The sequence below is a fragment of the Bounagaea algeriensis genome, assembly GCF_054491375.1.
Map to the genome: position 1 here is coordinate 3,096,268 of NZ_CM137102.1, position 18,625 is coordinate 3,114,892.

The window sequence follows — 18,625 nt, forward strand, 5'->3', positions numbered from 1 at the left end:
CTGCTGGTCGGGGACCTGCGATCAGGCCGCTGCGGCCTGCCGCAGTGCCGCGGCCCGATCGGTGCGCTCCCACGGCAGGTCCACGTCGTCGCGGCCGAAGTGGCCGTAGGCCGCAGTCTGCGCGTAGAGCGGGCGCAGCAGGTCCAGGTCGCGCACGATCGCCGCCGGACGCAGGTCGAAGACCTCGTTGATCGCGGCCTGGATCTTGACCGGGTCCACGTTCTCCGTGCCGAAGGTCTCGATGAACAGGCCCACCGGCGCGGCCTTGCCGATCGCGTAGGCCACCTGCACCTCGATGCGGTCGGCCAAGCCCGCCGCCACGGCGTTCTTGGCCACCCAGCGCATCGCGTACGCCGCCGAGCGGTCCACCTTCGACGGGTCCTTGCCGGAGAAGGCACCGCCACCGTGCCGGGCCATCCCGCCGTAGGTGTCCACGATGATCTTGCGGCCCGTCATGCCGCAGTCACCCATCGGACCACCCACCACGAACCGGCCGGTCGGGTTGATCAGCAGCCGCATGTCCGAGGCGTCCAGCCCGAGCCGGTCGACTTCCGGCTCGACCACGTGCTCGCGCACGTCGGTGGTCAGCGTGCCGCCCAGGTCGACATCGGCCGCGTGCTGCGTGGACAGCACCACCGTGTCCAGCCGCACCGCCTGGTCACCGGCGTACTCCACGGTCACCTGGGTCTTGCCGTCCGGGCGCAGGTACGGCAGCACCCCGTCCTTGCGGACCTTGGCCAGGCGGCGCGAGAGCCGGTGCGCCAGGGCGATCGGCACCGGCATGAGCTCGTCGGTGTCGTTGCAGGCGTAGCCGAACATCAGCCCCTGGTCGCCGGCGCCCTGCTTCTCGATCTCGTCCTCGGAGCCACCCACACGGGTCTCGTGCGCGTCGTCGACGCCCTGGGCGATGTCCGGCGACTGCGCGTCGATGGCCACGTTCACACCGCAGGAGTTCCCGTCGAAGCCCTTGGCCGAGGAGTCGTAACCGATCTCCAGCAGCGTGTTGCGCACGATCCCGGGGATGTCGGCGTAGGAGCCGGTGGTGATCTCACCGGCGACCTGCACCTGGCCGGTGGTGATCATGGTCTCGGCGGCCACCCGCGAACGCGGGTCGGTGCGCAGCAACTCGTCCAGGATGGAGTCGCTGATCGCGTCCGCCATCTTGTCCGGGTGACCCTCGGTCACCGACTCGCTGGTGAACAACCTGCGCCCACCGCGCAGGTCCGACTGCTCGGTCACGGCTCTCCCCTAGCTTCGTCCTCCGCTGGGCCACCCGAAGTCCAGCTGTTCCCGCACAGCATCCCACACAGCGGCGGCGAGCCGGGATTTCGCACCGTGCTGGATGGGGCGCTCGGTCCCGTCGGCGGCGAGCAGCCAGCCGTCGTTGTCCTCCACCTCGAAGGCGCGTCCGTCGCCGACCGCGTTGACCACGAGCAGGTCGCAGCCCTTGCGCGCCAGTTTCGCGCGCCCGTGCTCGAGCACCGTCGTGTTCGGATCACCCGTCTCGGCGGCGAACCCGGTGATCACCCCCGTGCGCAGCCCGCCCTGCCGCCGCGCGCGGATGAGCTCGGCCAGCACGTCCGGGTTGCGGGTCAACCCCACCGGATCCGGATCGCGGTCGGTCTTCTTCACCTTGTGCTCGGTGCTGTTGACCGGCCGGAAATCGGCCACGGCGGCGGCCATGACCACCGCGTCGGCCCCGTCGGACTCCTCGAGCATCGCGGTGCGCAGCTCCTCGGCGGTGCCGACGCGCACGATGCGCACCCCCGCCGGATCCGCCAGATCAGCCGTGTGCGCTGCGACGAGGGTGACTTCCGCGCCGCGCTGGGCGGCCACCCTGGCCAGTGCGTAGCCCTGCCGCCCGGAGGAGCGGTTGCCCAGGTAGCGCACCGGGTCCAACGGCTCGCGGGTACCTCCGGCGGAGACGACGACCCGCCGTCCCTCGAGATCGTGCGGCAGCCCGCGAGGTTCGGCCAGCAGCAGTCGGGAGAGGTCGGCGATCTCCGCCGGTTCCGGCAGCCTCCCCTTGCCGCTGTCCGGGCCGGTGAGCCGGCCCCGGTCGGGTTCGGCGACGGTCACGCCGTGGCTGCGCAGCAGCGCCACGTTGTCCCGGGTGGCCGGGTGCTCCCACATCTCGGTGTGCATCGCGGGCACCATCAGCACCGGGCACCGCGCGGTGAGCAACGTGGAGGTGAGCAGGTCATCGGCCTGCCCGTGCGCGGCGCGCGCCAGCAGGTCCGCGGTGGCGGGCACGACGACCACGAGGTCGGCCTGCTGGCCCAGGCGGACGTGCTGCACTTCGTCGACCCGGGTGAACACCCCGGTGTCCACGGGTGCACCGGACAGGGCCTCGAACGTGGCCGCGCCGACGAACTGCAGGGCCGCCTCGGTGGGCACCACCCGCACGTCGTGACCCGTCTCGGTCAGCCGGCGCAGCACGTCGCACGCCTTGAAAGCAGCGATACCGCCGCTGACCCCGAGCACCACGCGCGGGCGGCGCTCGGACTCGGCGCCGGTCATTCGCCTTCGGTGTGTTCGAGAACGCCGGAGTGGATCTCGCGCAGGGCGATCGACAGCGGCTTCTCACGCGGTCCCGGCTCGACCAGCGGGCCCACGTACTCCAGCAGGCCTTCGCCGAGCTGGGCGTAGTAGTCGTTGATCTGGCGCGCGCGGCGGGAGGCGAAGATCGCCAGCGCGTACTTGGAGCTGACCTGCCCGAGCAGGTCGTCGATCGGCGGGTAGGTGATGCCTTCCGCGGTGTCGGTGGTCGGGCTGCTGTTCAGCGCGGTCAGAGCGCTCGGGGTGCTCACGTGGGTGGCTCCTGCTCTCGTACGTCGGACAGCGGCACCGGACGGTGCCGCGCGGCGGTGGCGCCGGAATAGGCCCCGGTTACTACCCCGGTGACTACCGCGGTGCGACTCCCGCGGCCAGTATCCACCCGGCCGCAACGACCAGTGGTCGCAACTACGATGACTGCCAGCGACTGCGCCGGCCCGTGACCGCGCCGCCGGGGACCGGGCGGAGGACCGTCCGCGGGTACCGGCCGGCCCGCCGGGAACTCGCGGGCTCCCGGCGGGGCTTCACCGACCGGGGCCGCCTATCAAGCTTAGCAATTCCCGCGTCGCGGAACGCAGCTCGGTGTTGACGACGCTGGCGTCGAACTCCGACCGGGCCGCCAGTTCCGCCCGCGCGGTCGCCAGCCGACGTTCGACCACCTCGGGGTCCTCGGTGCCGCGGCCGGAGAGCCGCTGCACCAGCTCGTCCCACGACGGCGGCAGCAGCATGACCAGCTGGGCTTCCGGCATCGCCTGCCGGACCTGCCGGGCCCCTTGCAGCTCGATCTCCAGCACGGCGGGATGCCCCGCGGCCAGCGCGGCCTCGACGGGCTTGCGCGGCGTCCCGTACAGGTTGCCGGCGTAGCGGGCGTACTCCAGCATCTCGCCGGAAGCGATCATGCGCTCGAACTCCGCGGTGTCCACGAAGTGGTAGTGCACGCCCTCCTGCTCGCCCTCCCGTTGCGGGCGGGTCGTCGCGGAGACGCTGAAGTACACCCCGGGCGCATTCGCGCGCAGCTCCTCGAGCACGCTGGACTTGCCGACGCCGGAAGGGCCGGAGACGACGGTGAGCCGAGGCCCGCCCGGATGGGCGCGCCTCGGCTCAGCGCCGGCTTCCGCGTCGCTCACTCGCCGGTGAACTCGGCGAGCAGGGCCTTGCGCTGCCGCTCACCCAGCCCCCGGAGCCGACGGCTGTTGGCGATCTCCAACCGCTCCATGATCTGCTGCGCGCGGACCTTGCCCACGCCGGGAAGGGCTTCGAGCAGCGCGGAGACCTTCATCTTGCCCAGGACCTCGTCGTTGTCCGCGGTGTCCAGGACCTCTGCCAGGCTGGTTCCGCCTCGCTTGAGGCGCTCCTTGAGCTCAGCTCGGGCGCGACGGGCGGCAGCCGCCTTTTCCAGCGCTGCGGCCCGCTGCTCCTCGGTCAGCTGGGGAAGGGCCACCATGTCCTCCGTGATGTGGGGTTTTCTTGATCGGTGCGGCGACGGTATCGACCCCGCGCAGCCGGGCCCCACCGGGGGTCCCGGTCTGTCCGGCGCGATTCAACCAAACCGCCGCACGCCCCGTGACAGCCACCCGTGCACGGCTTGCACGGGCGCCACGGCCGCTGCAAGTACTACCAACGAAGCCGCTGAAGTGCACCAACCCTCAGCAGAACTCTTCCGTTGTGTCCCATTTTCGCGCAGTGCGCACGAGGTTCGGCGTGCGCACCGGCGTACTCGCAGGTCAGGCGGACACAGCATACGCAGGAGCGCAACGTGAGCAAGACCTCGCACCGGCGCGTCCCTCGAACCGGGGATGAATCGTTCCTGCCCGGCGACCGCGGCCGCCCGCCGGCGCGAGCCCCCATCGGCGACGCCCGGCACCGGGGGAATCGCTGACCAGCTCCCGGCGCGAACGGACAAAACCGCGCTCGCCGGCGCCGGGACCGCGAAACGCCGACGAATCGTTTCCGCGCCGCACCGACAATTCCACCCGGAACGGTTTTTCCGGAAAACCGACAATTCAGCACGCCGGAAATCCGGTGCTCGCCGCGCACGTCGCGCACCGAACCGCGACCGGCACCGCACCTGCGATCGCGCACGCCACGCCACGAACCGGACGATTCGGGTTTCTGCTGGGCACGGCGCGGCAACTCGCCCACCCACCGCAGTGCGCCTGCTACTATCCACGAACGGGAGCCGCCAGGCGGCTCGCGTCAGCATTCTCGGCACAGATTTCCGGACGAACCCGCGAGAGCGGTCGGCCCGCACCGAACGCGGAGCCATTCCGGTGATCCCGGACCGCTTCCGGGTCGTGTTTGATAGGAATTGATCGTGACCTCCCAGCCCACACGTTCCGATATGTCGCGGATGACCAGAAGGACACCGCGACTCGCACGTTGGGTCCTGCTGTGCCTGCTGAGCTGGATGGCGACGTTCGTGGTGTTCCTCGTCTCCACGGAAGGCGCGATCGCATCGCACCTGCTCGGCAGCAACAGCATCGCGATCACGCACACCGCCCGGGTGGAGCTCCGCCACGGAGAGCCCTTCGGACTGGTGAGCGACCGCGAACCACCGGTGCACTGCCACATCGCGCCCGACCGGGGCATGCCGCGCAGCCTGCGCGCCGGTACGGCACCGAACTCGTTCAGCCTGCACAACCCGGCTCCGCAGCGCACGGACTACGCGTGGTTCGACGGCGGGGCCGACATCCGCTGCACCGCTCCGACGACCTACCTGCCACCGGAGCGCTACGACGACACCGCGCAGCGCGTGCTGCTCGCGCTGAGCGCGACGTCCAGCCTGCTGCTGGTGGTCGTGCTCGTGCAGGGTGTGCGCCGCATGCGCACCACCAGCGTGCGGTGACCCGACAGCTCCAGCCGCTCCACCTGCCAACCGCACCCCACCTGACCAGGTGTTCGTGCATTTCGCGCGAAACGTTCACCCGGCGGACCGGGCAGCGGGGTACCGGCTACCGGGACAGCACTCCGGCGAGTTCGTCGTTGAGCCGTCCCGCAGCGGTGCGCAGCTTCTGCGGATCGGGCCCGTACCGGAGCACTTCCCGCGCCGCCACCGGGAGCACCCGCGGCAGCGCCGCCCCGAACACGGCCCGCAGGCTCTGCGCCGTGCCGCCCTGGGCGCCGAGGCCCGGAGCCAGGATCGGCCCGTTGAGGTGGGACAGGTCCAACTCCGAGGAGCGGTTCGTCGCCCCGACGACCACCCCGACGTGCCCCATCGGACGCGCCTCGGCGTTGACCTCCGCCGCGGCGTCCACGATCGACTGCGCCACCCCGCGTCCGGACTCCTGCTGCGCCCGCTGCAACGTCGCACCCTCCGGGTTCGACGTGCGGGCCAGCACGAACACGCCCCGCCCGGTCTGCTCGGCGATGCCGAGGGCCGGCGCCAGCGAACCGAAGCCCAGGTAGGGCGACGCGGTCACCGCGTCGGCCGCCAGCGGGGCGCCCTCCTCCAGGTAGGCCTTGGCGTAGGCGGCCATGGTGGAGCCGATGTCGCCGCGCTTGACGTCCAGCAGCACCAGCGCACCCGCGTCCTTGGCGGCGGCGACGACTCGCTCGAGCACCGCCATGCCCGCCGAACCGTGGCCCTCGAAGAACGCGGCCTGGGGTTTGAGCACCGCGACCTCCTCGCCCACCGCCTCCAGGGCGGTCATGGCGAAGCGTTCGACCCCCGCGGGCGTTTCCTCCAGGTCCCAGGCGTGCAGCAGGGACGGGTGCGGGTCGATCCCGACGCACAACGGCCCCCGCGAGCTGACCGCCTCGGTCAGCCGCTGTCCGAAACCGGCCCGCACGCCAGCTGCTGTCACCGGTGCTCACCACCCTGCCGCAGCGTCGACTGCAAGTCCTGCACCGTCCGCACGCCGATCGTGCCACTGATCCCGGCCTCGATGCCCTGCACCGCGGCCGAAGCGCCCTGGACCGTGGTCACGCACGGCACGTCGCGGGAGACCGCCGCCGTGCGGATCTCGTAACCGTCGACGCGCGGCCCCGGGTTGCCGTACGGGGTGTTGATGATCAGGTCGATCTCCCCGGCCTTGACCAGCGCGACGATGTCGCGCTGGTCCGCACCGGCTTCGGTGTGCTTGGGCACGACCGCGGCGGAGATCCCGTTGCGCCACAGCACTTCGGCGGTACCGCGCGTGGCCAGGATCTCGAAGCCCAGGTCGGCCAGCCGCTTCACCGGGAAGATCAGCGCGCGCTTGTCCTTGTTCGCCACGGACACGAACGCCCTGCCCGAAGCGGGCAGCGAACCGTAGGCGCCGGTCTGCGACTTGGCGAAGGCCTCGCCGAAGGACACGTCCAGCCCCATGACCTCGCCGGTGGACTTCATCTCCGGCCCGAGCAGCGAGTCCACCCCGTAGCCCTCGCGGGTGCGGAAGCGGTGGAACGGCAGCACGGCCTCCTTGACCGCCACCGGCGCGTCCACCGGAGCGTCCGCCCCGTCGCCGACCGGCGGCAGGATGCCCTCGGCGCGCAGGTCGGCGATCTTGGCGCCGAGCATGATGCGGGAGGCCGCCTTGGCCAGCGACGCCCCCGTGGCCTTGGACACGAACGGCACGGTGCGGGAGGCGCGCGGGTTGGCCTCGAGGACGAACAGCATGTCGTCCTTGAGCGCGTACTGCACGTTCAGCAGCCCGTGCACCCCGATGCCGCGGGCCAGCGCCTCCGTGGAGGCCCGCACCTTCTCGACGTCCTGCCGCCCCAACGTGATCGGCGGCAGCGCGCAGGCCGAGTCACCGGAGTGCACACCGGCCTCCTCGATGTGCTCCATCACGCCGCCGAGGTAGACGTCGGTGCCGTCGCAGAGCGCGTCCACGTCGATCTCGATGGCGTCGTCGAGGAACCGGTCGACCAGCACCGGGTACTCGGGGCTGACCTCGGCCGCGCGCGAGATGTAGTCGGACAGCGAGTGCTCGTCGTAGACGATCTCCATGCCGCGTCCGCCGAGCACGTAGGACGGGCGCACCAGCACGGGGTAGCCGATCTCGTCGGCGATGCGCCTGGCGCCTTCGTAGCTGGTGGCGGTGCCGTACTTCGGCGCGGGCAGGCCCGCGCCGCCCAGCACGTCGCCGAACGCGCCCCGGTCCTCGGCCAGGTTGATCGCCTCCGGCTGGGTGCCCACGACCGGCACCCCGGCCGCGGCGAGCCGTTCGGACAGCCCCAGCGGGGTCTGCCCGCCGAGCTGGACGATGACGCCGACGACCGTGCCGGAGGCCTGCTCGGCGTGCACCACCTCGAGCACGTCCTCGAAGGTCAGCGGTTCGAAGTAGAGCCGGTCGGCCGTGTCGTAGTCGGTGGAGACGGTCTCCGGGTTGCAGTTGACCATGACCGTCTCGTACCCGCGGCCCGAGTTGTCCGGGGACTCGCGCAGCGCCATGGCGGCGTGCACGCAGGAGTAGTCGAACTCGATGCCCTGCCCGATCCGGTTCGGACCGGAGCCGAGGATGATCACCTTGGGCCGTTCGCGCTGCTCGACGACCTCCGACTCCGCGGCCGGATCGGACTCGTAGGCCGAGTAGTGGTACGGCGTGCGGGCGGCGAACTCGGCCGCGCAGGTGTCCACGGTCTTGTACACCGGGCGGATGCCGAGCCGGTGGCGCAGCGCGCGCACCCCGTCCTCGCCGGCGAGCTCGGGCCGCAGCGCGGCGATCTGGCGGTCCGACAGCCCGGCGCGCTTGGCCCGCCGCAGCAGCTCTGCCTCCAGCACGGGGGCCTCGACGATCTCGCCGCGCAGCTCGACCCACGCGGCGATCTGGTCGACGAACCACGGGTCGATGCCGGAGGCGTGGTGCACGGCCTCCACGTCCGCGCCCAGCCGCAGCGCGCGCTCCACCGTGTACAGCCGGCCGTCGTGCGGCGTGCGCAGCTGGTCCAGCGTGGACTCGAGCGTGCTGCCGGAGGGGTCCGGGGTGGTCCAGAAGCCGGCGGCCTTGGTCTCCATCGACCGCAGCGCCTTGCCCATGGACTCGGAGAAGCTGCGGCCGACGGCCATGGCCTCGCCGACGCTCTTCATCGTCGTGGTCAGTTCGGTGTCCGCCCCGGGGAACTTCTCGAAGGCGAACCGCGGCACCTTGACCACCACGTAGTCCAGCGTCGGTTCGAAACTGGCGGGCGTTTCGCCGGTGATGTCGTTGCTGATCTCGTCCAACGAGTAGCCGACGGCGAGCTCGGCGGCGATCTTGGCGATCGGGAAGCCCGTGGCCTTCGACGCCAGCGCCGAGGAGCGCGACACCCGCGGGTTCATCTCGATGACGACCATGCGCCCGGTGCGCGGGTGGATGGCGAACTGGATGTTGCACCCGCCGGTGTCCACCCCGACCTCGCGCAGCACCGCCATGCCCACGTCGCGCATGTTCTGGTACTCGCGGTCGGTCAGCGTCATCGACGGCGCCACGGTGACCGAGTCGCCCGTGTGCACGCCCATCGCGTCGACGTTCTCGATGGAGCACACCACGACCACGTTGTCGGCGTGGTCGCGCATCAGCTCGAGCTCGTACTCCTTCCACCCGAGCACGCTCTCCTCGATGAGCACCTCGTGCACCGGGGACTCGGACAGCCCGAACGAGGCCATCCGCTCGAGCTCCTCGTGGGTGTGCGCCATGCCCGAACCGAGGCCGCCCATGGTGAAACTGGGCCGGATGACCACCGGCAGGTCGTGCTTGTCGACGAAGGCGCGCACTTCCTCCATCGACCGGCACACCGCGCTCTCCGGCACGCCGCCGCCGATGGAGCGCACGATGTCCTTGAACCGCTGGCGGTCCTCACCGCGCTGGATCGCCTCCACGTCCGCGCCGATGAGCTCGACGCCGTAGGAGTCGAGCACTCCCCGCTCGTGCAGCTGCATCGCCGTGTTCAGCGCCGTCTGGCCGCCGAGGGTGGCCAGCAGGCAGTCGATCGGCCGCCCCGCCGCCTTCTCGCTGGCGATGACCTTCTCCACCGACTCCGGGGTGATCGGCTCGATGTAGGTGGCATCGGCGAACTCCGGGTCGGTCATGATCGTCGCGGGGTTCGAGTTCACCAGCGAGACCCGCATCCCCTCGGCGCGCAGCACCCGGCACGCCTGCGTGCCGGAGTAGTCGAACTCGCACGCCTGACCGATCACGATCGGGCCCGACCCGATGACCAGCACGTGCTCGATATCCGTCCTCTTCGACATCAGCGGGCCTCACTCATCAACGTCACGAACTCGTCGAACAGGGGGGCGGCGTCGTGCGGACCGGCGGCCGCTTCGGGGTGGTACTGCACGCTGAACGCGGGCCGGTCGAGCATCCGCAGCCCCTCGACCGCGCCGTCGTTGGCGCAGTGGTGGCTGACCATCGCGCGGCCCAGGTCGCTGTCGAAGACCTCGCCCGGCTCGCCTTCCACGGCGAAGCCGTGGTTCTGCGCGGTGATGGCGACCTTGCCCGTGTGGTTGTCGATCACCGGGATGTTGATGCCCCGGTGCCCGTACGGCAGCTTGTACGTGCCGCGGCCCAGCGCGCGGCCGAGGATCTGGTTGCCGAAGCAGATCCCGAACAGCGGCAGCCGGCGGTCGACGGCCTGCCGCGCCAGCTCGACCTGGCCGTCGGTGGTCGCCGGATCGCCCGGGCCGTTGGACAGGAACACCCCGTCGGCGCCGGTTGCCAGCACCTCGTCCAGCGTCGCCGCCGCGGGCAGCACGTGCACCTCGATGCCGCGCTCGGCCATCATCCGCGGCGTGTTCGACTTGATCCCCAGGTCCAGTGCCGCCACGCGGAAGCGGGTCGCGCCCCGGGCGGGCACGACGTAGGGCTCGGCGGTGGTGACGTCACCGGCCAGGTCGGCGCCGACCATGCCGGCGCTGCCGGTCACCCGCCGCAGCATCTCCTCGTCCGAGCCGAGCTCCGCGCCGGAGAACACGCCGCCGCGCATCGCGCCGAACTCGCGCACGTGGCGCGTCAGGGTGCGCGTGTCGATGCCGGCGATGCCGACCACGCCCTGGCGTGCGAGCTCGTCCTCCAGCGAGCGGGCGCTGCGCCAGTTCGACGGGCGCCGCGCGGGGTCGCGCACGGCGTAGCCCGCGACCCAGATGCGCTGCGATTCGTCGTCCTCGTCGTTCCAACCGGTGTTGCCGATCTGCGGGGCGGTCTGCACCACGATCTGCCGGTGGTAGGAGGGGTCGGTCAGCGTTTCCTGGTAGCCGGTCATCCCGGTGGTGAACACCACTTCGCCGAGGGCGCCGCCCACCGCGCCGTAGGCCTGCCCACGGAAGATCCGACCGTCCTCGAGTACCAGCGCGGCCGGCGCCTGCGCGGTCATGCTCCCTCACCTCTCTGCCGCGGGCCGTCCGCCCGCCCGTTCGCCGTCTGCTCGCCCATCTGCTCGTCCGTCTGCTCGTCCCGCTGCTGCACCGGGTGGGCGAAGGTCTCGACCGCCTCGGCCCACCGCCGGTGCTCCTCCTGGTCGGTGCCGCGCACACCCGTGTCGAGTTCGTGCTCGCCGAGCCGCCAGGTCACCACGACCAGGCCGATCCGCGGCACCACCTTGTTCGCCAGCTTGTGGTCCACCCGGGCGCGCGCGATCGCTTCCGCGGGGATCCACACGTCGTCCGCGCCCTCGCGCTCGATCAACATCCCGGCCGCGTAAAGCCGCGCGGTCGCCGAGGCGCGGGATCCGAGGCCGGACGCGGCGATGCGGTCCTGCCAGTCCCCGGCGCGGACCGTTCCCACGTACAACCCGCTCAGCGCGGCCACCAATTCCCCGCCGAGCTCCGCCGGCGGCTGCGGCAGCTCCGGCAACGCCGCCTGTCGGCGCGCCCGGTTCCGCCACCCCCGGCGCATCCCGTACACGCACAACACCGCCAGCGCGGTCAGCGCCAGCACCCACAGCGCGCGACTCATCAGCCCCTCCCACCGTTCTGCGCGACGACGCGGCCTTCGTGCGCGGTGACCTGGCCGCGCAGCACGGTGGCCAGCACGCGCCCCGGCAGCGTGAGCCCCGCGTAGGGCGTGTTCGCCGCCGTGCTGGCCAGTTCGGCGCCCCGCACCGTCCACTCGGCGTCCGGGTCGACGAGGGTCAGGTTCGCCGGTTCGCCGACCGCGATCGGCCGGCCCTGGTCGGGCAGGCCAGCGATCTCCGCCGGGCGTTCGCTGAGCACGCGGGCCACGCCGCGCCAGTCGAGCAGCCCGGGGCGGTGCATCGTCCGCAGCACCACGCCGAGCGCGGTCTGCAGGCCGAGCATGCCGGGGCGGGCCGCGGACCACTCGCTGTCCTTGTCCTGCTCGGCGTGCGGCGCGTGGTCGGTGGCCACGCAGTCGACGGTGCCGTCGGCGAGCGCCTGCTGCAGGGCCGTGACGTCGCGGTCCTCGCGCAGCGGCGGGTTCACCTTGTTCACCGGGTCGAACGTGGCCAGCCGCTCGTCGGTCAGCAGCAGGTGGTGCGGAGTCACCTCGGCGGTGGCGCGCCCCGCCCGGTCCTGCGACTTCCACCAGCGCAGCAACTCGACCGCACCGGCGGTGGAGACGTGGCACACGTGCAGCTTGCCGCCGGTGTGCCCGGCCAGCAGGCAGTCGCGGGCGACGATGGACTCCTCGGCCGGTGCGGGCCAGCCCGCCAGGCCCAGCCGGGCGGCGTTGGCGCCCTCGTGCGCCTGCGCACCCGAGGCCAGCCGCGGCTCCTCGGCGTGCTGGGCGATCACCCCGCCGAAGGCGCGGGTGTACTCCAGCGCGCGGCGCATGATCAGCGGGTCGTGCACGCAGCGGCCGTCGTCGGAGAACACGCGCACCCCGGCGGCCGAGCCGGCCATCCCGCCCAGTTCGGCGAGCTTCTCCCCCGCCAGTCCGTGCGTGACCGCGCCGACCGGGTACACGTCGACCAGGCCGACTTCGCGGCCGCGTCGCGAGACGTGCTCGACGACGACCGCGTTGTCCGCCACCGGGTCGGTGTTGGCCATGGCGAACACCGCGGTGTAGCCGCCCAGGGCGGCCGCGGCGGCGCCGCTGTCCACCGTCTCGGCGTCCTCCCGGCCGGGTTCGCGCAGGTGCGTGTGCAGGTCCACGAAACCGGGCAGCAGCACCGCGCCCGCGGCGTCGATCCGTTCGTCGGCGGTGGCGGAGCTCTCCGGCGCGATCTCGGCGATCACGCCGTCGTCGACGAGCACGTCCTGCGGTTCGCCGGCGCCGTAGGGCCGGACCCCGCTGAGCAGCACCCGGGTCATGCGGTGGCCTCCTCTCCGGCCAGCAGGTGGTAGAGCACCGCCATGCGCACGTGCACTCCGTTGCGGACCTGCTCGGTCACGGCGGCGCGCGGCGAGTCCGCCACCACCGGTGCGATCTCCATGCCGCGCAGCATCGGACCGGGGTGCAGCACGACGGCGTGCTCCGGCAGCCTCGCCAGGCGGGCCGCGTTCATCCCGTAGGCCAGCGAGAACTCGCGCTCGGACGGGAAGAAGCCGCCGTGCATGCGCTCGGCCTGCACCCGCAGCACCATCACCGCGTCCAGCTGCGGCAGCTCGGGGTCGAACTCGTGCACGATCGGTGCTCCCCAGGATTCCACGCCGGCGGGCACGAGCGTGGGCGGTGCGACGAGCACCACGTCGGCACCGAGCGTGCGCAGCAGGTGCACGTTGGACCGGGCCACGCGGCTGTGCAGCAGGTCACCGACGATGGCCACGCGCCGGCCGGCGAGCCCGCCGAGCCGTTCGCGCAGGGTCGCGGCGTCCAGCAGGGCCTGCGTGGGGTGCTCGTGCATGCCGTCGCCGGCGTTGACGATCTGGGTGCTGGTCTCGTCGAGCCACTCGGCCAGCCGCTGCGCGGCCCCGGAGGCCGGGTGCCGGGCGATGACGCAGTCGGCGCCGGTCGCCGACAGGGTCAGCGCGGTGTCCCGCAGCGACTCGCCCTTGCCGACCGAGGAGCCGCCGGCGGAGACGTTGACCACGTCGGCGCTCATCCACTTCCCGGCGAGCTCGAAGGAGACCCGGGTGCGCGTCGAGTTCTCGTAGAACATCGTGATCACGGTCCGCCCGCGCAGCGTGGGCAGCTTGCGGACCTCGCGCCCCAGCAGGGTTCGCTTGAGGCTGTCGGCGGTGTCCAGCACGGCGGTCGCCGCGTCGGCGTCCAGGTTCTCGGTGGACAGCAGGTGGCGCATCACCGCTTCTCACCCCGCCGCAGCAGCACCGAGTCCGCCTCGTCCACCTCGGCCAGGCGGACGGCGACGTCCTCGTGCCGGGCGGTGGGCAGGTTCTTGCCGACGTAGTCGGCACGGATGGGGAACTCGCGGTGCCCGCGGTCGACGAGCACGGCCAGCTGCACCACGCGCGGGCGCCCCTGGTCGCGCAGGGCGTCGAGCGCGGCGCGGACGGTCCGGCCGGAGTACAGCACGTCGTCGACGAGCACGACGAGCGCGTCGTCGACCCCGCGGGCGGGCACGGTGCTCGGTTCGAGCGGGCGGTTCGGCCTGCGCCGCAGGTCGTCGCGGTAGAGCGTGATGTCGAGCGCACCGGCGGGCACCTGCACGCCGCTGAACTCGGCGATGCGTTCGGCGAGCCGGTGCGCGAGCGGGGTGCCGCGGGTGGGGATGCCGAGCAGGACGACGTCGCTGTTGTCGGAATCCAGCGCGGTCTTCTCGATGATCTGGTGCGCGATCCTGGCGATCGTGCGCGCAACGTCACCAGCCGCCAGCAGCTCCCGCTGCTCGGCCGGGTCCGTCGCGCCCGCCTGTTGGCGTGACGCCACGGTGTGACCTCCTTCCCCGCCTCACCGGACGGGTCCTTAAAGGATGGTGTGCGATCGCCCCTCAGCAGCGGTATCGGGTGGTGGCGCTGCCCGTCGGGCTGGCATGTACGCTATCAGCATCGGGAGGTCAAACGTCCGGGTGGTGTGGTGGTCCTCGCTTCGCAGTCGAGGAAGACCAACTTGACCTGGTGACGCTCACGAGCGAACATTACTCTCCGTATTGATTTGAGCTTTCCTCCTCGGTGATCAGTGTCGACTGACGGGGCGAATGGGAACGGAGAAACGCCACATGGGCGACTACGCCAAAGCGCTGGGCAGCAAGCTCCGCGCGATCCGCCAGCAGCAGGGACTGTCGCTGCACGGTGTTGAGCAGAAATCGGGCGGGCGGTGGAAGGCCGTGGTCGTCGGGTCCTACGAGCGCGGCGACCGAGCGGTGACCGTTCAGAAGCTGGCCGAGCTGGCCGACTTCTACGGCGTCCCGGTCGCGGAACTGCTCCCGGAGGGCCGCGTGCCCTCGGGCGCCGAGCCGGCGACGAAGGTCGTGATCAACCTCGAGCGGTTGCAGCAGCTGCCCGCCGACAAGGTCGGACCGCTGGCCCGCTACGCGGCCACGATCCAGAGCCAGCGCGGGGACTACAACGGCAAGGTGCTGTCCATCCGCACCGAGGACCTGCGTTCACTGGCCATCATCTACGACATGACCCCGGGTGAGCTCACCGAACAGCTCATCGACTGGGGAGTGCTGCCACCGGAGGCGCGGCCCGCCCGCGAGGACTGATCTCGCCGCGCGCCGCGTGAGAACCGCCACGGTGGGAAACGCCACCGGTGCGATGCCGGGAACGCGCCCGCGCGGCAGCGGTGCGCCGCCCGGCCGAGCTCGGTGCTCCCCTCGGGCGCTCCCGCTCCGCGCCTGATCGGACGGCCGGCATCTCGACGGGCCGGCACCGCGGACGGCCGGTACCTGCGAAACGCGGCGGCGGGCCGGACCCGTGAAAGGTCCGGCCCACCGCCGCGTTCGTGCCGTTCCTGCGGACGATCACCTCACCCGTCGGCCGCGTCAGACCCCCGCGACTCGGCCGAGGGGGCCCGCTGCGCCTGCTCGGACGGCTCCTCCTCCGTCTCCGCGCCGTGCGCCTGCTCCGACGGGGAGTCCTGCCGCTGCGGCTCGGTCGCACGGGCCTGCCCCTCCAGGCGGTCCTGCTCCTCCCGGCGGTCCTGCTCCTCCTGGCGCAGCCGCGGCGCGAGTTTCGCGAGCCGCCCGAGGACGCCGTTGATGAAGCGCGGCGAGTCGTCCGTCGACAGTGCTTTGACGATCTCCACGGCCTCGTCGATGACGACGGGACCCGGGACGTCCTCGCCGTAGAGCAGTTCGCCCACGCCGAGCCGCAGCACCGAGCGGTCCACCGCCGGCATCCGGTCGAGCGTCCAGCCCTCGGCGTGCTGGTTGAGCAGTTCGTCGATGCGCTCGCGGTGTTCGGAGACGCCTTCGACGAGTCGTTGCGTGTACTCCTGGATCGGCGTGACCTCGGTCGCCCCGATGCGGTCGGCCAGCAGCGTCACCGGGTCCATCTCGCGCTGGTCCGCTTCGTAGAGCAGATCAACCGCGCGTTTCCGGGCCTTGCTCCGGGAACCCACCTCACACCCTCTTTCCGGCCGTACCTGGTCGCCGCGCCACGGACGCGAATACGTCGGCGCGGACGCTCACTTGGTGCTCACACGGCTGAGGTAGCGACCGTCGCGCGGGTCGACCCTCAGCGTGTCGCCTTCATTGATGAACAGCGGGACGGAGACCTCCGCACCCGTCTGCAACGTGGCCGACTTCGTGCCGCCGGTCGAACGGTCGCCCTGCACGCCCGGAGCGGTCTCGGTGACCTGCAGCTCGACCGCGGCGGGCAGCTCGATGTACAGCGGCTCGTCGTTGTGCCGGGCCACGACCACGCTGCTGTTCTCGAGCATGTAGCCGGCCATGCCGCCGACCACGTTCGGCCCGACCGAGACCTGGTCGTAGGTCTCCGGCTCCATGAACACGTAGTCGTTGCCGTCGAAGTACAGGTACGTCATCACACGCCGGTCGACGTTGGCGGTGTCGACCTTGACGCCGGCGTTGAACGTCTTGTCCAGGGTCTTGCCGGAAAGCACGTTCTTCAGCGTGGTCCGCACGAACGCGGCACCCTTGCCGGGCTTGACGTGCTGGAAGCTCACGACCGACCACAGCTGGCCGTCGAGATTCAGCACCATTCCGTTCTTCAGGTCGTTTGTCGTCGCCACGTGGAAGTCTCTCCTGTAGATGACTGGGACAGGTTTCCTCGGTGCGCGATTGGCGAACTCGCGCGATCTGGCACACCGCGATCAGACGGCGAGGAGCTCCTTGGTCGTCAGCGTCAGGAGCTCCGGCGTACTGGGACGCACGATCAGCGTGTCCTCGATGCGGACCCCGCCCCGCCCCGTCAGGTACACCCCCGGCTCGACGGTGACCGCCATTCCTGCCGCAATTTTACCGTCCCCTCGTGCGGACAGCGCCGGTGCCTCGTGAACCTCCAGCCCCACGCCGTGCCCCAAACCGTGCAGGAACTGCTCGCCGCAACCGGCTTCGGCGATGACCGAGCGCGCCGCCGCGTCCACCTCCCGGGCGGGGACGCCGTCGCCGAGTGCGCGCCGGCCCGTCGCCTGGGCGCGCGCGACGAGCTCGTACAGCTCGCGCTGCCAGTCCGCGGGCGCGCCGAGCACGACCGTGCGGGTCATGTCCGAGTGGTACCCGTCCACGAGCGCACCGAAGTCCATCTTCACGAAATCACCGCGGGCCAGCTGCGCATCCGTGGGGCTGTGGTGCGGGATCGCCGAATGCGCCCCGGCAGCGACGATCGTGTCGAACGCAGGACCGGACGCGCCCTGGTCGCGCATGCGCTCCTCCAGCTCGCGGGCCACCTCGCGCTCGGTCCGCCCGGGGCGCAGCCCGCCGTGCTCGAGCAGCTCCGCCAGGGCCCGGTCCGCTGCGGCGCAGGCGGTGCGCAGGGCCTCGACCTCCTCCTCGTCCTTGACCGCGCGCAGCTCCTCCACCAGCCCGGGAGCGCGCTCCAGCAACACCGTTGCAGCGGCCTCGGCCAGCGCGTCACGCTCGTCCACGGTGACGTGCCGGCTGTCGAACCCGACGCGCCGGTGCGCCCCGGCCCGCTCGCGCGCGTGCTCGGCCAGGGCGACAGCGCTGGACCGGGCGATCACGTGCGCCAGCTCCGGAACTTGCCGGGCGGCCTGGTCCCGATAGCGCCCGTCCGTGCACAGCACCGTGCCCCGCTCGGAACCCTCGTCGGCGACGTGCACGAGCAGCGCGGCGTTGGACCCGGTGAAGCCGGTGAGGTAGCGGACGTTGAGCAGGTTCGTCACCAGCAGCGCGTCGAGGTCCTCCGCGCGCAGCGAAGCGCGCAGGCGCTGCCGGCGGCGGGCGTGCATATCAGGCATGCCGGCAGCCTAGCGGGCCCCGCGGTGCCGGCGAAGTCCGGATCGTCCTCATGTGCGGTGCTCGCGGTGCTGCGCGCTCGCCGGTGCTTCCGCCGCACCGGCCCGAGCCGCGAGCAGGTAGTAGGCCGTGCGGTGCGTGCCGAGCACCACGGGGACCTCCCGTTCGCAGCCGTTGCCGAACGCCGCCCGCAGACCCGCGAGCAGCTCGGGTGCGGACTCGGCCGACCAGACGGCGAACAGACCGCCGCGGCGCAGCGCGGCGCGCCAAGCCCGCAGCCTCGAGGCCTCGTACAACGCGGTGTTCGCGGTGTGCACCAGCTGGCCCGGACCGTTGTCCACGTCGAGCAGCACCGCGTCGTAGGCGCCGCCGGCAGTGCGAGCCGCCCGGGCCGCGCCCGCGGCCCCGTCCACGTCCGCAGCCTCGTCCACGTCTGCTGCCCCGTTCACCTCCGCAGCCTCGCCCACGTCTGCTGCGTCGCCCACGTCCGTGACGTGGAGGTGCACCCGCGGGTCGGCGAGGATCCCGTCCGCACCGGGCACGATCCCTTCGCGGAACCACCGAACGAGGTCGTCTTCGATCTCGTAGACCTCCACCGCCCGCACCCGCGGGTCGGTGAGCACCTCGCGCACGGTGAACCCCAGGCCGAGACCGCCGATGAGCACGCGCAGCCGCCGCCGCGGTGCGGATTCCAGCATCGTCGCGGCGAGCAGCCGCTCGGACTCGGTGTGCACGGTGTCCATCACGAACACGCCGTTGACCCGCAGCTCCACTGCGCCGTCGCCCGGACGGCGGCGCAGCAGCAGCTCGCCGCGCTCGCTCGTGGCGCGCGCGAGGTCCTCACCGCCGGTCATCGACCCCAGAGTAGCGCGCTGGCGTCAGCGGACCCCCACCCGAAGCACTCCCCACACTGGACGAGGTGGCACAA

At 71.8% G+C, this 18,625-nt stretch carries 18 protein-coding genes; 2 read left to right on the plus strand and 16 right to left on the minus strand.

The genetic code is table 11. The features are described from left to right. Positions 1-21: 21 nt before the first annotated feature. The 5 genes from metK to mihF all read right to left on the minus strand — a co-directional run bounded on the left by metK (position 22) and on the right by mihF (position 3,997). Positions 22-1,221, minus strand: a complete 1,200-nt coding sequence (gene metK / locus ACVGV2_RS14055; RefSeq protein ID WP_459165994.1) for a methionine adenosyltransferase — start codon at positions 1,219-1,221, stop codon at positions 22-24. A 27-nt stretch (positions 1,222-1,248) separates the two neighbouring features. Further along, entirely contained in the window at positions 1,249-2,520 is a 1,272-nt protein-coding gene (gene coaBC, locus ACVGV2_RS14060; RefSeq protein WP_459162820.1) for a bifunctional phosphopantothenoylcysteine decarboxylase/phosphopantothenate--cysteine ligase CoaBC, read from the minus strand. Then, complete coding sequence (rpoZ, locus tag ACVGV2_RS14065; protein ID WP_459162821.1) at positions 2,517-2,810, minus strand: DNA-directed RNA polymerase subunit omega; 294 nt, start codon at positions 2,808-2,810, stop codon at positions 2,517-2,519. Before rpoZ ends, coaBC begins: the two co-directional genes overlap by 4 nt. Before the next feature lie 270 nt (positions 2,811-3,080). Continuing rightward, positions 3,081-3,683 (minus strand): guanylate kinase, encoded by a 603-nt coding sequence (gene gmk / locus ACVGV2_RS14070; RefSeq protein WP_459162822.1) that lies wholly within the window; start codon positions 3,681-3,683, stop codon positions 3,081-3,083. Then, positions 3,680-3,997, minus strand: coding sequence for an integration host factor, actinobacterial type (gene mihF / locus ACVGV2_RS14075; RefSeq protein WP_459160032.1), 318 nt, complete (start codon positions 3,995-3,997; stop codon positions 3,680-3,682). Before mihF ends, gmk begins: the two co-directional genes overlap by 4 nt. 873 nt (positions 3,998-4,870) lie before the next feature. Between mihF and ACVGV2_RS14080 the strand changes: the two genes are divergently transcribed. Continuing rightward, the gene (locus ACVGV2_RS14080; protein WP_459162823.1) at positions 4,871-5,401 is read left to right on the plus strand and encodes a hypothetical protein; all 531 of its coding nucleotides are present in this window, start codon (positions 4,871-4,873) and stop codon (positions 5,399-5,401) included. A gap of 106 nt (positions 5,402-5,507) precedes the next feature. Here the strand turns inward: ACVGV2_RS14080 and pyrF are convergent, their stop codons facing one another. The 7 genes from pyrF to pyrR are packed head-to-tail and all read right to left on the minus strand — an operon-like array spanning position 5,508 to position 14,243. Further along, a complete protein-coding gene (pyrF, locus tag ACVGV2_RS14085; protein WP_459162824.1) occupies positions 5,508-6,359 on the minus strand; it encodes an orotidine-5'-phosphate decarboxylase in 852 nt (283 codons plus the stop codon). Then, entirely contained in the window at positions 6,356-9,709 is a 3,354-nt protein-coding gene (gene carB / locus ACVGV2_RS14090) for a carbamoyl-phosphate synthase large subunit (protein ID WP_459162825.1), read from the minus strand. The genes pyrF and carB overlap by 4 nt, the downstream gene beginning before the upstream one ends. Next, positions 9,709-10,830 carry a glutamine-hydrolyzing carbamoyl-phosphate synthase small subunit gene (gene carA, locus ACVGV2_RS14095; RefSeq protein WP_459162826.1) on the minus strand — a complete coding sequence of 374 codons (1,122 nt, stop codon included), beginning with the start codon at positions 10,828-10,830 and terminating at the stop codon, positions 9,709-9,711. The genes carB and carA overlap by 1 nt, the downstream gene beginning before the upstream one ends. Then, positions 10,827-11,411 carry a PH-like domain-containing protein gene (locus ACVGV2_RS14100; RefSeq protein WP_459162827.1) on the minus strand — a complete coding sequence of 195 codons (585 nt, stop codon included), beginning with the start codon at positions 11,409-11,411 and terminating at the stop codon, positions 10,827-10,829. The genes carA and ACVGV2_RS14100 overlap by 4 nt, the downstream gene beginning before the upstream one ends. After that, on the minus strand, positions 11,411-12,727 hold the full coding sequence (locus ACVGV2_RS14105) for a dihydroorotase (protein WP_459162828.1): 1,317 nt from the start codon (positions 12,725-12,727) through the stop codon (positions 11,411-11,413). The genes ACVGV2_RS14100 and ACVGV2_RS14105 overlap by 1 nt, the downstream gene beginning before the upstream one ends. Beyond that, a complete protein-coding gene (locus tag ACVGV2_RS14110; RefSeq protein ID WP_459162829.1) occupies positions 12,724-13,656 on the minus strand; it encodes an aspartate carbamoyltransferase catalytic subunit in 933 nt (310 codons plus the stop codon). The genes ACVGV2_RS14105 and ACVGV2_RS14110 overlap by 4 nt, the downstream gene beginning before the upstream one ends. Continuing rightward, positions 13,656-14,243 carry a bifunctional pyr operon transcriptional regulator/uracil phosphoribosyltransferase PyrR gene (pyrR, locus tag ACVGV2_RS14115; RefSeq protein ID WP_459162830.1) on the minus strand — a complete coding sequence of 196 codons (588 nt, stop codon included), beginning with the start codon at positions 14,241-14,243 and terminating at the stop codon, positions 13,656-13,658. The genes ACVGV2_RS14110 and pyrR overlap by 1 nt, the downstream gene beginning before the upstream one ends. 289 nt (positions 14,244-14,532) lie before the next feature. On the opposite strand from pyrR, the gene bldD reads away from it, so the two are divergent. Further along, a complete protein-coding gene (gene bldD / locus ACVGV2_RS14120) occupies positions 14,533-15,021 on the plus strand; it encodes a transcriptional regulator BldD (RefSeq protein WP_459162831.1) in 489 nt (162 codons plus the stop codon). A gap of 263 nt (positions 15,022-15,284) precedes the next feature. Here bldD and nusB read toward each other — a convergent pair whose 3' ends face one another. The 4 genes from nusB to ACVGV2_RS14140 all read right to left on the minus strand — a co-directional run bounded on the left by nusB (position 15,285) and on the right by ACVGV2_RS14140 (position 18,551). Continuing rightward, positions 15,285-15,878, minus strand: a complete 594-nt coding sequence (gene nusB / locus ACVGV2_RS14125; RefSeq protein WP_459162832.1) for a transcription antitermination factor NusB — start codon at positions 15,876-15,878, stop codon at positions 15,285-15,287. 66 nt (positions 15,879-15,944) lie between these two features. After that, a complete protein-coding gene (gene efp / locus ACVGV2_RS14130) occupies positions 15,945-16,511 on the minus strand; it encodes an elongation factor P (protein WP_459162833.1) in 567 nt (188 codons plus the stop codon). 81 nt (positions 16,512-16,592) lie between these two features. Beyond that, positions 16,593-17,699: a M24 family metallopeptidase gene (locus tag ACVGV2_RS14135; protein ID WP_459162834.1), complete on the minus strand. Its 1,107-nt coding sequence runs from the start codon at positions 17,697-17,699 to the stop codon at positions 16,593-16,595. Between the two features lie 48 nt (positions 17,700-17,747). Continuing rightward, positions 17,748-18,551, minus strand: coding sequence for a polyamine aminopropyltransferase (locus ACVGV2_RS14140; RefSeq protein ID WP_459162835.1), 804 nt, complete (start codon positions 18,549-18,551; stop codon positions 17,748-17,750). Positions 18,552-18,625: the final 74 nt, after the last annotated feature.